This is a genomic window from Verrucomicrobiia bacterium, assembly GCA_036405135.1.
Lineage (GTDB): Bacteria > Verrucomicrobiota > Verrucomicrobiia > Limisphaerales > JAEYXS01 > JAEYXS01.
In genome coordinates, this window is sequence record DASWYF010000013.1 from 153,777 (window position 1) to 166,107 (window position 12,331).

Annotated in this window: 13 protein-coding genes; 4 read left to right on the forward strand and 9 right to left on the reverse strand. The window is 56.9% G+C overall.

The window, feature by feature from the left end; all coding sequences use genetic code 11:
* Positions 1 to 19 precede the first annotated feature (19 nt).
* From VGH19_06125 to VGH19_06140, 4 genes are read left to right on the forward strand one after another with little or no spacing between them, the layout of a single operon-like run.
* On the forward strand, positions 20 to 778 hold the full coding sequence (locus VGH19_06125) for a glycosyltransferase (protein HEY1170930.1): 759 nt from the start codon (positions 20 to 22) through the stop codon (positions 776 to 778).
* 7 nt (positions 779 to 785) lie between these two features.
* Positions 786 to 1,910: a glycosyltransferase family 4 protein gene (locus tag VGH19_06130; GenBank protein HEY1170931.1), complete on the forward strand. Its 1,125-nt coding sequence runs from the start codon at positions 786 to 788 to the stop codon at positions 1,908 to 1,910.
* 10 nt (positions 1,911 to 1,920) lie between these two features.
* Positions 1,921 to 2,520, forward strand: a complete 600-nt coding sequence (locus VGH19_06135) for a DapH/DapD/GlmU-related protein (protein ID HEY1170932.1) — start codon at positions 1,921 to 1,923, stop codon at positions 2,518 to 2,520.
* An 18-nt stretch (positions 2,521 to 2,538) separates the two neighbouring features.
* Positions 2,539 to 3,300 carry a methionine biosynthesis protein MetW gene (locus tag VGH19_06140; protein HEY1170933.1) on the forward strand — a complete coding sequence of 254 codons (762 nt, stop codon included), beginning with the start codon at positions 2,539 to 2,541 and terminating at the stop codon, positions 3,298 to 3,300.
* Here VGH19_06140 and rfaQ read toward each other — a convergent pair whose 3' ends face one another.
* Genes rfaQ through VGH19_06185 form a run of 9 tightly spaced genes read right to left on the reverse strand, consistent with a single transcriptional unit; the run spans position 3,301 to position 12,331 of the window.
* Entirely contained in the window at positions 3,301 to 4,344 is a 1,044-nt protein-coding gene (gene rfaQ, locus VGH19_06145; GenBank protein HEY1170934.1) for a putative lipopolysaccharide heptosyltransferase III, read from the reverse strand. It lies immediately after the preceding gene.
* A 13-nt stretch (positions 4,345 to 4,357) separates the two neighbouring features.
* Positions 4,358 to 5,749 carry a surface carbohydrate biosynthesis protein gene (locus tag VGH19_06150; GenBank protein HEY1170935.1) on the reverse strand — a complete coding sequence of 464 codons (1,392 nt, stop codon included), beginning with the start codon at positions 5,747 to 5,749 and terminating at the stop codon, positions 4,358 to 4,360.
* A gap of 40 nt (positions 5,750 to 5,789) precedes the next feature.
* The gene (locus tag VGH19_06155; GenBank protein ID HEY1170936.1) at positions 5,790 to 6,872 is read right to left on the reverse strand and encodes a Gfo/Idh/MocA family oxidoreductase; all 1,083 of its coding nucleotides are present in this window, start codon (positions 6,870 to 6,872) and stop codon (positions 5,790 to 5,792) included.
* Positions 6,869 to 7,873 carry a zinc-binding alcohol dehydrogenase gene (locus tag VGH19_06160; GenBank protein ID HEY1170937.1) on the reverse strand — a complete coding sequence of 335 codons (1,005 nt, stop codon included), beginning with the start codon at positions 7,871 to 7,873 and terminating at the stop codon, positions 6,869 to 6,871. Before VGH19_06160 ends, VGH19_06155 begins: the two co-directional genes overlap by 4 nt.
* A gap of 6 nt (positions 7,874 to 7,879) precedes the next feature.
* Positions 7,880 to 8,593: an acylneuraminate cytidylyltransferase family protein gene (locus tag VGH19_06165; GenBank protein HEY1170938.1), complete on the reverse strand. Its 714-nt coding sequence runs from the start codon at positions 8,591 to 8,593 to the stop codon at positions 7,880 to 7,882.
* A 2-nt stretch (positions 8,594 to 8,595) separates the two neighbouring features.
* Positions 8,596 to 9,885: an N-acetyl sugar amidotransferase gene (locus VGH19_06170; protein ID HEY1170939.1), complete on the reverse strand. Its 1,290-nt coding sequence runs from the start codon at positions 9,883 to 9,885 to the stop codon at positions 8,596 to 8,598.
* A complete protein-coding gene (locus VGH19_06175; protein ID HEY1170940.1) occupies positions 9,882 to 10,652 on the reverse strand; it encodes a HisA/HisF-related TIM barrel protein in 771 nt (256 codons plus the stop codon). Before VGH19_06175 ends, VGH19_06170 begins: the two co-directional genes overlap by 4 nt.
* Positions 10,652 to 11,269, reverse strand: a complete 618-nt coding sequence (gene hisH, locus VGH19_06180) for an imidazole glycerol phosphate synthase subunit HisH (protein ID HEY1170941.1) — start codon at positions 11,267 to 11,269, stop codon at positions 10,652 to 10,654. Before hisH ends, VGH19_06175 begins: the two co-directional genes overlap by 1 nt.
* Before the next feature lie 33 nt (positions 11,270 to 11,302).
* A complete protein-coding gene (locus VGH19_06185; GenBank protein ID HEY1170942.1) occupies positions 11,303 to 12,331 on the reverse strand; it encodes a phosphotransferase in 1,029 nt (342 codons plus the stop codon).

The window sequence follows — 12,331 nt, forward strand, 5'->3', positions numbered from 1 at the left end:
ACGACGACGGCGCAGGATCATGAACTACAGCCTCATTGTTCCTTACTTCAAGACGCCGGAAGTCACGCGGCTGTGCCTGTATTCCATCTTCAAGTTCAGTGAGGGGAATCCCGAGGTGATCGTGGTGGATAATGCCCCCGACAGCCCGGAATCTGCGATGCTGAAGGAATTTCCTGGCATCAAACTGGTCAACAACCGCACAGAATTACGCGGCTCGGCGGCCAATTTTGAAGCGCTTGATATCGGTCTGCAACACGCCTCGCATGACTTGGTCGGTCTTATCCATAGCGATACGATTTTTCTGCAAAAGGGTTGGGACATCGAGTGCTTCGGTCGCTTGGAATCAAAGAAACTGGCAGTCCTGAGCACATTTGAACGGGAGGCAAATCCGCTTCGGCCTTTGCGCAAGCGCATCCGCGATTGGTGGCACGATCTGCGGCATGTGCATCAGCCGGGCTATGAGGCGCAGGGCAAGCTGATGATGTTTTTCTTTCTCACCCGGCTCAGCACGTTGAAACAGTCGGGCTTTGTCTTCCTGCGCGATGGGCACATCACACCCGCGCACTTTGCCAAAACCGGTTTGCCAGTCGAAGTTATGAGCCTGGTCGAGATCAGCCGACTGATGTGGCACACGAGCAACATCACCAGTATTCTCACCGGGCAGATGACTGATCCGGCACTGCTGAAATCTTATCAAACCAAGCGCGAACAATTGCTTCATCATCCATTCATGGTGGAGCGCTTCGGTGAGATATTGGCCAAGCACAAGTTGCCTTAAAGCAAGGATGAGTGTACCGCGTCCAATCTCGGGTAGTCCGCAGAAGGTGCTTATCACCCAGAAGTTTTCGTCGCTCGGTGGCGGTCAGAAAAGCCTCGTCTATCATCTTGAATTGCTGGACCGGAAGCGGTTCGAGCCGCATGTGATGGTTTCCAATACGGGCTGGCTTACGCAGGAGTTGGACCGCTTGCAGATACCTTGGACGCTCGCGAAGTTCGGTCACTGGGGAAACATTTTTTCCCTGCCGCGTAATCTGATGTTGATCGCCCAGATCAAGCGTTACATCCGCGCCCATGGCATCCGGCTCGTGCATGCGAATGAGCATTGGGTGGGGCCGCCGAGCTATTGGGCGGCACAACAATGCGGGATTCCCTCCATCTGTCATTTCCGCACAGGTTTGGATGACCTCACTCCGGGCCGCATCCGCAAATATCTCTATAGTCGGTTTGATCGTGTGCTGGCGGTGGCGGAGGTGCTGAAAGATCAATTGGTCCGGCATGTCGAACATCCAGAGCGGGTGACCGTCGTGCGAGATGGGGTGGAGCCGTTTCCAGATGAGCCGAAGTATTATCCGCAACGTGGTTCACGCATCGTCATCAATGTCGGAGCGATCTACCATGTGAAAGGGCAGGCGATCATCCTTGAACAGGCGCTTCCTTGGCTGAAAGCGAGTCGCAAGCATTTCATCCTGTTCATCGGAGGTACACGTCAGGATGCAGAATATTTCGAGCGGATGAAACAGGTGGTGGCGACTGAAGGGTTGCAACGACAGGTGAGATTCCTTGGGCCACGACAGGATGTGCCGCGTCTTTTGCGTGCGGCTGATGTGCTGGCGGCTTATTCCACGGTGGAAGGTGTTCCGCGCGTGGTCATGGAAGCCATGTTCGCTGGCCGCCCTGTGATCGTCTCCAATACTCCCGGCATGGCCGAAGTGGTGGTGGATGGCGAAGTGGGGCGCATCCTGAATTTTGATGACAAGAACACCCCCTTGTCGCAATGTTTACAGGATTTGACGGCACGGTATTCGCATTGGGAGACCATGGGCAGGAAGGCACGGGAGCGTGCTTTGAGTCGTTATTCCACCCGGGCGATGTGCGAAGCGATCCAGAAGATCTATACCGAACTGTTGTAATCGCACGATTATGTCCGAACCAAAAGCTGAACTGCCTTACTTTGTCCACCCCACGGCGGAGGTGGCGACTTCGGCTGTCATCGGGACGGGCACAAAGATCTGGCATCAAAGTCAGATCATGGGCGGTGCGCGGATCGGAGATAACTGCAAGCTGGGCAAGTCCGTGTATGTGGACTCCGGGGTGCAGATCGGCAGCAACGTCAAGATTCAGAACGGCATCTCGGTCTATAAGGGCGTGACCGTGGAGGATGATGTGCTGCTGGGGCCACACATGGTCTTCACGAACGACTTGTATCCGCGTGCGTTCAACGACAGTTATGAAATTTTACCCACACTGGTGAAAAAAGGCGCCTCGGTCGGTGCCAATGCCACCATCGTGTGCGGCGTCACCCTCGGGAACTATTGCATGGTAGGCGCAGGTTCCGTGGTGACCACAGACGTTCCCGACTATGCCTTGGTCGTGGGGAATCCAGCGAGGGTTATAGGTTATGTTTGTGCCTGTGGCAAACGCCTCGCTGTAGACTATAAAAACAAGCGCGACGGCCAGGTGATGTGCGAGCGTTGCGGCAAACAGTTCAAGATCGAGGCCAGTCAGATATCCGTGATCTGAGTTCGCTTCCCTCCTTCAGTGAAGACCATCAAATTCAGCCGCGATGCGGCTTTCGAGTCAGCTGTCAAACTGCTGCGTACTGCGCCGGAGAATTACGAACCGGTGATGCCTAATACGTCCCATGGACGGCCTTTGCCGGACACGGCCTACACACAACGTATTCAATGGCTCGCGGAACGGATCCCTGCCGGCAGCCGGTTGCTGGATCTCGGCTGCGGACGCGGCGAGATACTCCATTTCTTGGAGCGTGAGCGTAAGGTGAAGTATCTCGGTCTCGAGCGTGATCCAGGCCATCTGGCTTCATGTCATTCGGTTGGGATCAAGGCGCTGCTCGCAGATTTTAACGATTTGAGCGACCCGGCCTTGCGCTACGCCTGCAGCCAGCAGTGGGATACCGTGATCATCATCGATACGTTAGTTTACTGGCGGTGTCCCTCCGTGGTGTTGGCCGCTTTGAGCGACCGCTGCCAACGGATCTTTGTGACGTTGAACAATGCCGGTCACATCCGTAATCGCTGGCGCGCTATAAGGGGAATCGATACTGAACTGCCGAATGCGCGGGGTTCTTTGACCAAGGGTAACTTGGAGTTTTCGCCCAACTGGTTCAACAAACGCTGGACCATGCAGAGCTTCGTGGTCTGGAGTGCTGCCATGGGCTATGACGCCCGTCCGGTGGCCCGCCGTAGTGTGAATGCCAAATATCTGCCGTTGGGATTCTGGCCGGAGCTGACTGCCCGTGCGGTCATGTTCGAGCTGACGCCGTCAGCACGAAAGGCCTGATCAAGACGGACGCAGCAGCAGTTCTGCCTTTGCCAGCACTTGCTCTTCCGTGATGCGTCCCATGCAGGGATAGGGCTTGCTCTTGTCGCAAGTAAACTGGCGCGTCTGCTTGCACGGGCAATCGCCCAAGACCAGTTCATGCCGCACCTGCCACGGATGCCAGCTCCACTCGGAAGAGGGGCCGAACAAAGCCAGCGTGGGCGTTTGCACGGCGGCGGAGAGATGCATGGCCACCGTATCCACACCGAGGAATATTTTTGCTCTCTGGATCAGGAGGCCGAACTGATGCAAGGAAAGCTGACCATCACTGCTGAGGTGTTTGGTCCGGCATTGTGCGATGATGCTTTGCACATAAGCCTTCTCATGCGCATCCGGGCCGCAGGAGAAAATGACCGTCAAACCGTGGCGCTCATGCAGTTCATCCGCCACCTTGGCCCAGCGCTCGGGAAACCATTGCTTGAACGCCCAACGGCTCGTGGGGTGAATCACGGCATACTTCGTCTCCGGCGTAAGGCTGAGAAAAAGAGCCTGCAATTCTGCAAACGTCGCCTGTGGTTCAAACCGTAAGGCACCCGCCTTGGCCTCGGTCCCGATCACATCCGTGACGGTGCGAAAATCGCGTAACACCTGATGTTCGCTGCCCCACTTGAAGGCGGAGAACCGGTTGAAAAGTTTGCCCTTCCAGTTCAGGGAAGCGTAGGCGTTGTTGATGCCGCGGACTTTCGCAGCGGAGAGCAGAATCCACGTCTTTGCACGATCAGAATCCGAAAGGTCGAAGGCGTAATCGTAACGACGCAGGAAGAGCTTCGGAAATGTGCGGCCAAACTCTTCCAGTGAATTGCCGAAGGAACGCTGATGTTTCTCCGGACGGGCGAGAGGGATGACGCGGGTGATATCTGGATTACCCCGCAGCATGTCCTCGCAACCAGCGCGCACGAGCACGTCGATCTCCGCCTGCGGATATTGCTGCCGTAAGAAACGCGTGGTAGGCGTCAGCAGCAGCGTGTCGCCGAGGTGATTGAGTTTGACGAGGAGAAAGCGCACACGGCTTGATCGGTTAGCCTTTGGCCTTGCTGGCCGACTTGGCTTTGCCTTTGCCGTAATACTCTTCCAATTGCTTGCGTGCCTTCTTCACGTCGCTAGGACGGATGGCCTTGTTATAGGCTTTCAGCTTCGTCTTATGGCGTCCGGCCAGCTTGGCTTTTAATTTCTGAAACGGATTGTAGTGATAGGGCTCGTCCACGACTTGGGCCAGCTTGAGCTTCATCGCCCGGCGATGATCCGTGAGCGTCAACTGGCTGAAATCAGACGCGGGCTTGCGTTTCACGGCCTCGGCGATCAGATCGGCGATGCGGTCTGTAGTGTGACCGGAAGGGTTGTTGCACCACTTGGTAAGATGGGCTTTGCGGCCTTCGGCGTAAATCTTCTGGGCGGGGTTACGGAGATATTCTTCCACCATGCCCACGAGCTTGGCGGGGTCTTCGCAATGCGGGCTGAGTTTGGCGACCTCCTCCGTATAGAGCACCGGGTGCTTCTCGAAGATCAGTTCCACCGCCGGTTTGCCCGCGATCCAGGCTTCCATCGTGGTATTGCAATTCTCGCAACCGATGGCGAGATCGCACGCCATGAGCAGGGAAGTGATGTTCGTCTCGCCATCCACTTCGAGCAGCTCGCGCTGTTTCTCCGGCAGCTTTGAGATCCAAGAGTCGTAATAATCCAGACGTTCGCGCGGATGCGGCCGCAGGATGACGTTGAATTTCTCGGAAGCGAGCAGAGCTCCGAGATGTTTCAGCACACCTTCGCGGTAGCGATGATGGGCGGAAACGATGCCCATGTAATCTTTCAGATAGGGGATGCGGTCCTTCCAAGGAGCGAAGAACTTATCCACCTCGCTGCGCGGTAAATCATAGAAATCTGCCAGACCGAAGTTCGTGCAGAGCAAGACGAGCGGTTTGCCATTGGCCGGTTTTTGATAGCCTGAAAAAGCTTCCGACCATGGAGGGAAATAGAAGTCATGTCGTGGATTGCCGACCACTTCGATCTGCGTGCCCTCGAAGCCCGCCTGCCGCAGTGAATCCTTCAAGGGCTGGTTCCAGCAGAAAAAGAAATCCAAATGCGCGCCCTTATGATGCTTTTGGGCGTTGAAAGCGCGTTCCTCTTCATCGTAGCAGAGACCTTCATTCAGCACCACGCCCGTGAGGATGTTCATCTTGCCGAGCCGTTGCGTGTAGGCAACGAGATGGCTGGCCGTGACGTGGTTGAAGATCATCATGTCCGGACGATGGGCCGCGAGTACGCCCTGATAGGCCTCGAGCGGTTCCAGCAGGCACTCCACGCCGCGTTCGCGCAATTGAAAGGCGAGCAAAGAGGCGACGAGCAAGTCACGACGGCGGTCATCCACCAGCAGGACGACTTTTTTCGGTTCCGATTTCGATGTAGCGGACTTCATGTGCAATAGAGGATACCGGCAGTTGCCTGCCAGATTTCGCTCAGGCGTAATTCTGCCCCTGACGACCCGTGATGGTCAAATCTTCCGGTATGTCCCGCAAGGTCATTTGCTGCCCCCCGTTCAGAGCCGACCATGCTACGGCAAAGCTAAGTTGATTGGAAAGCAGCACTTCTGCGGGGGTGATAGACGGCTGACCTGTTCCATTCACAGCGGCAATCAATTCAGCGAAGGCCCGCTGTGTGCCGCTGGCTTGCGGTGTGAAGGGAATGCGTTCCGGCAGCCCGTGATAAGGCCGGTCCGTGTGCGTGCGCTTTTCACGCGTGAGCCAGCTTCCATCCGCACCGACGGTGAGCAATCCCAAGTCACCCGCAAAACGTACATTCAATCCGGGCGCAGTCGTGATGACCGCATTCAAGCCGCCGGAAAACCGCACCGAAGCATTCTCGATGATAGGGTCGGCATCGATGAGGTGATCTTTCACGGCGTCAGGAGCGATCTCGCAAGCACCTTGCACGCCTAGTGCTTCGCGTCCGGTCGCAAAATAAACCATCAGATCGAACGAATGCGGATGACTCCAAAGCAAAGCTGCGCGCCCTAGCTCGATGGTGATCTGGCGCAATTCACCGATCTCTCCCGCCGCGATCAGGCTTTTCACGAGCCGGAAGACATCCATGCACCGGCGGGTAGTGCCATAGCTCAGTTTCGTGCCGTGTTGTTCGACGGACTGTAACGCTTTCCGGCATTCGACCATGGAACGGCCCAAAGGTTTGTCCACATGGATGCCGCGTACGCCTTGTTGCGCGGCGTAAGCGACGATCTCGCAGCGGCCTTCGGTGCGCGTGGCGATGCTGACAATATCCGGCTTAACCGTCTGGATCATCTGCCGGTAATCGGTGAAGGCCGCAGCCACGCCCATTTCCTTGGCCGTGGTTTCCGCAGATTCCTGACGCGCATCACATACGGCCACCAGTTCCAGTCCGGAGTTTGCCTGCATGGCTTCGGCATGGTTGACGGGGATCCACCCCGCTGGAATGGTCTGACGCAAACGGTCCGGTGTGTGCGCGCCGATGCGGCCGCAACCGATGAGAGCGGCACGCAAACGTGATGGTGAGTAAGAACTCATTTCCAGCGGAGAAGGGCGGTGAGGCGCGTAGACCGGCTGGCTGCCATCGCTTCGTAAACGGAGGGTAACTCAGCCCAGTTGCAGCGTTGCCCAATGAGTTTCGCCGCAGGCAGTTTGCCATTCAATATTTGGCCGAGCAGGAATTCGCAATTCCGTTTCACCGTGAAGCGCAGTTCATGCGGTGCCACCGGCAAGTCTGGCGACATGCCGCAGGCGATAATGCGCAACTGTTTGTCGTAAAAATATTGTGAATCCAGCGGATTGAACGGGGCGGGGGCTTGGCCGCGTCCGGGGAAACCCAGCACAGCGATGGTGCCTTCTTTACGAGCGAGTTGCAGGCAGAGCTGCCAGTCGTCCCAGCGATTCGATGTGGAGATCACGAGGTCCACGTTAGCTGCGTTGTTCTGGGTGGCTTCGGCTTTTGAACTTACCGTCAGTGCGCCCAAGTCTTGAGCCAAGGCGCGGGCGTCAGCCTGTTCCGAACAAGCGCTGACTTGTCCGCCGGAATTGGCAGCTAGAGCAACGGCTCCAAGCCCCAACATGCCCAAACCGACAATGGCAACTTTGTGGCCCGGTGTGAATCCGCCTTTGAGTAGCGCGTTGTAGCCCAAGTGAAAGAGATACGTCGTGACGGCCAGTTCGGCATCCGCGGTGGCTGGCAGTTTCAACACGATTTTTTCCGCCGGGCAGATGAACGCGCTGCGATGGGATTGAAAACTGAGGATGCGATCGCCGGGCTGATACTCTTTCACCTCGGCGCCTACGGCTTTGACTTCGGCGACATTGCAGTAACCCACCACGCGGGGATAAATCGGGCCGGGCCGCAAAGGCGGTTCCCCGAGATAAGCGGAGAGTTCGGTGCCCGGTGAGATGGCAGAGCAAATGGTCTCTGCCAGAACTTCTTGTGGTCCCAGCTTGTCCGCCGCCAGCACCTGTTCCTCAAACACCAATTGCCGTGGGCCAAGCAAACGGGCGACTTTGGCTGTGATGGTGGTGCTCATCGTGGTTCAAACGCTTTTCCGATTACGCAGCATCTGCTCTGCTTCCTGCCAATCTTCCTCGTTGTCGATATCCACCGAGCGCTCACGCGGCATGGGGTAACCGATCAACGGTTGCGCATAGTAAGATTTGGCTTTTTCAAAGGCAGCAACGTCCAGCACATGCACCGCGCCGTTCGCGCGGTAGGCGGTCGGTAATTCTTGCGATTTCTTACCGATGTATTCCGGAAAGAACGGTTGCAACAGTTCTTCACCGTCCAGCTTCATCGCGGAGAAGGGCGGATGAGAATACGGACTGACGCTCATGAGGAACTGGCCCTTCTTCCGGCGGAACAGTTCAAACGCCTCACGCACATCTTCACCCGTGCGAAAAGGGCAAGTGGGCAGCAGGATGACCAGCGTGCGGAACTCCTCGCCCATCCCACGAAATGTCTGCAAGGCATGCAAGGCTACCTGCACCACGCCAGCAGGATCGCGAGCCAATTCTATCGGACGATAGAAGGGCACCTCCGCGCCACAATCGCGGGCCACTTTGGCGACGAGTTCATCCTCCGTGGAAACCATAAGGCGATCAATCACACCACTGGCTTTCGCCGCATCAATGGACCAACCGAGCAAGGGCTTGCCAGCCAGCGGGCGGATGTTTTTTTCCGGCAGTCGGGTGGAGCCGCGCTTGGCCGGGATAAGGCCGAGGACGGGACCGAGTTCGCCGGAGTTGCTCATGTTCACATCACCTTGAAGTGAATGCTCTTCTGGTCCAGCGCCGGATCACCCTTGGGCAACGGCGGCAGCGCGGGATTGTAGTAAAGATGCCGGTTGTGCGGAGCGAAGGTTCGATCAGCGGATTGCGGCGGACGCGCTTTTTCCACGGCGTCATCGGTCGGTTGCATCCACACAGCGTCCTTCACCACCCACTCGCCGTTTTTCTTTTCCCAGATCTTCGGGTCGCGCATCGGCTCCACGAGGTCGTAGAAATGCTTTTTCGTGATGCCGAGGAAATCGCAGTAATAACCGAGGGAACTGGGTTCTGTGGCGTCGTATTCCTTCACCAAAGCCTGGCCCTCTTCACGCGTGAGGCGGCCATGACGGATCTCCATGCTGGCGTCATCCGTCGTGCGGCCGTAGCCGAACTTCAGATACTTCAGATAATCATGCACATCATTGGCATGATCATCGAGCTTGGCGTAGATGTTGAAAGTGCGGTCACGCTTGAAGGAAACGGTGTTGAAACCCCATTCCTTGATCATCAATTCACCCTGCTGCTTCGCATCCCAATAGAAGAAGTTGCTGAGATAAATGCCGCGCACTTCGGTCTGCTGGATCTGTTCATCCGTAGGATAAATATAGGGATGGATATCTCCGCGCGTGATGCCGCCCTTGCCGATCAAATCCTCCGGTTCATACCCGCGCATGTCATGCTCCTTGCGCGTCCAGCGAGTGAATTCCACGAAGTCTTCCAATGAAACAATGCCCGTCAATTCGGCGAAACCATGCTCACCCCATACGATGAGCGGGATGTTATGTTGCACCGCCACTTGGAAAGGAAACGTGCGGATGCCCGCGTGATAGTGCCACGTCAGGTCGCCCACCGTCTTGAGCATGTGCCCGGAAAGACGGCGCACCGAGTCCAGACCGGCATTGTAAGTGATGAGATCGCAACCGGATTTGGCAGCGAGGTTTTCCAGGTTACGCAGGCCAGCGGGTTGATTGAAGGCGTGATTGAAGAACACCAGCAAGGGGTTCATCCCATACTTGTGCTTCAGCTTCCACACTTGGAAATGAGAATCTTTGCCACCGCTGACGGGGATGATGCAATCATGGCTGTTACCGCGCTTCTTGGCCATCTTCTTGGCCTCATCCACGATTTCCTCCAGCATCTTCTCGCGTTCTTCCCAATTGATCTCCAGCTTTTGGCGGCTCTCGTGGTAGCGGCAGCCGCTGCAGACGCATTCATCGTCGAAGATGATCGTCGGTTTCGCGTTTTCCGGGTAAAGACAGCGCTTGCAGTATCTCATTTAAAAGTTCCTGTTCGGACGTCCACCCCGGCCTCGGTCAGATGTTTCTTGGCCTTGATGGTGGCGTGCTCGGTATAATGGAAGATATTAGCCGCAGCCACGGCTTCCGCGCCAGCCTCAATACCTTCCACCAGATGCTTCCATTGGAAGACCCCGCCGAAGGCGATGACCGGCACATCCACGGCTGCGCAAACTTGGCGGAGTGACTCCAGGTCATACCCGCGCCGGGCACCATCATGGTCTACGGAGTTAAAAAAGATTTCACCGGCACCCAAAGCTACCGCGTGTTGGGCCCATTCTACGGGTGATTTCCCGGTGCTGCGTTGCGCGCGATCCACGATGACGAGCGGGTTGCCGCTCTCATCACGTTTCACATCCATGGAGGCGACGATGCACTGGCGGCCGAAACGGCTGGAGAGCGCTTCCACCAAAGGCGGGTTGTCGGCCAGGGCCGTGTTCAGCACCAGTTTGTCTGCACCCGCATTGAGCAGGCTGCGAGCGAAGTCGGCATCCGTCACCCAACCGCCCACCGCCACCGGCACAAAGCATTTACGCGAGATGCGTTTCACTACGTCGGCAAAGCCTTCACGAGAAGCGGCGTCGCGCGAGACGTTCAGGATGACGATCTCATCCACCGCCCATTTGTTGAAACACTCGATGGCGTGGACTGGGTCGTAGTGGATGGAGTTCGTGTGCTTGAAGCGCACGCTCTGCACCACCGCGCCATCGCGGATGATCAGGACGGCTATGAGGCGTTTCTTCAGCATCAGGGCATCTCCACGAAATTCTTCACCAGTTGCAACCCGCCGCGCTGGCTCTTCTCCGGGTGACATTGCGCGGCGAAGAGATTGTCCCGCGCGACCATGGCGGTGAACGTCTGCCCATGCTGGCATGTCCCGAGAATGTCAGCGGCCTGACGGCAGACGACATGATAGCTGTGGACGAAATAAAAGTCCGTGCCGCTGGGGATGCCTTTGGTAAACGGGATATCGCGCGTGAAGGTGACTGCGTTCCATCCCATGTGCGGGATCTTGATTCCTGGAGCAGGGGTGAGCGCCACGACCTCAGCATCGAACCAGCCAAGACCTTGGTTCAGGCCGCCTTCTGTCGAGCTTTTGCACATGAGTTGCATGCCCAGACAGACACCGAGGGTGGGCACGCCTTGCTTGACCTTCTCGCCCAGCGCCTGATCCATGCCGTCCTGCCGGAGGAGGCGCATGGCATCACCGAACGCGCCGACACCGGGCAGAATGATCTTATCAAAGCCTTTGAGCTGGTCCGGATGCTGAATCACCTCGGAAACCGCACCGACTTCCACGAGAGCGTTCTGCACGGACCAGATATTCCCCATGCCATAATCAATGATAGCCACGCGTGCTGCCACAGGCGGGGAATAAACGGGGAGCGTCATGCAGGGTCAAGGCTTTCCTGAAAGGCTGGTTGAGGATTGCCGGTTGATAGTTTTGAGGAGAGCCCCGTGACTTGGCTCAAAGGCCGCGTCTAGCTCCCGGGCCTGCTCTAAGATGCCCACCTGTTTGTTCAGATCTCCACACCACAAGTCCTGTTCTTGGAGGATATTCACCCGGATGATCCAGTTCGCGCGTCTCAGCGCTTCGCGCCGGATAAAATCGGGCACCCGCTTCAATTCCATCGCCATAAGCGGATCAATGGCGTGATAAGCCGCGAGAAACTTCCAAATTTTTTCAAGATCATGACCGGCGAACCGGCTTGCGGCAAAGGCGACCGCTTGCATCCTGAAATCGGTGGCCAAGGAATCCAGATCCAAGATCGCGCTTAATTTTCCTTGGGCGAACAGCGCATTGCCCGGATGAAAATCCCGGTGCACCCAATCCACCGGGAGGAACTGGCTTTGCTCGATTTCCTTGATCTTGGCGGTGATGGGGGGCAGAACTTCCGTGAGAAGCCGTGTTACCGTTTGACCAAAGGGAGTTGCACCCAATGAACCCTTCAACTTTTCCAGAATCTCCTGTGTCTCCTCGTCCGTGAGATGATCATACAACGGCGAGACGGTTCTAGTGCCGGGCAGACTGCGGATGAGATTGTGTAACTGTGCCAGCCCCGCCGCCGCACTGGTGAGTTCTGACAGGCTGCCGGTAAAAGCTTCGCCCGTGCGGAACTCCAACAACCGCCAAACCTTGCCGTCCACTTCCAGTCCCAAGGCTCCGCGATCCGCCGGGATGGTGGGCGGAGCCAATGGTTCACGCAGAGCCACTTGCTGCTGGAACGTGAGCCGGTCTTTCCAGCCGCTCGCATTAACCGCCAACGTCTCCGCTTTCAGCACGTAACTTGGCGTACTGCTGGTGGAGCCCACCCGCACCAAATAGTTCTGCGAATTGACCCCGCCACCTTTGGCCGCTTCGAGGAACAGTTCCCCCTGGCATCGTTGCGCATAGTGCGCGCGCAATATGTCAGCGGGTTCCTTCAT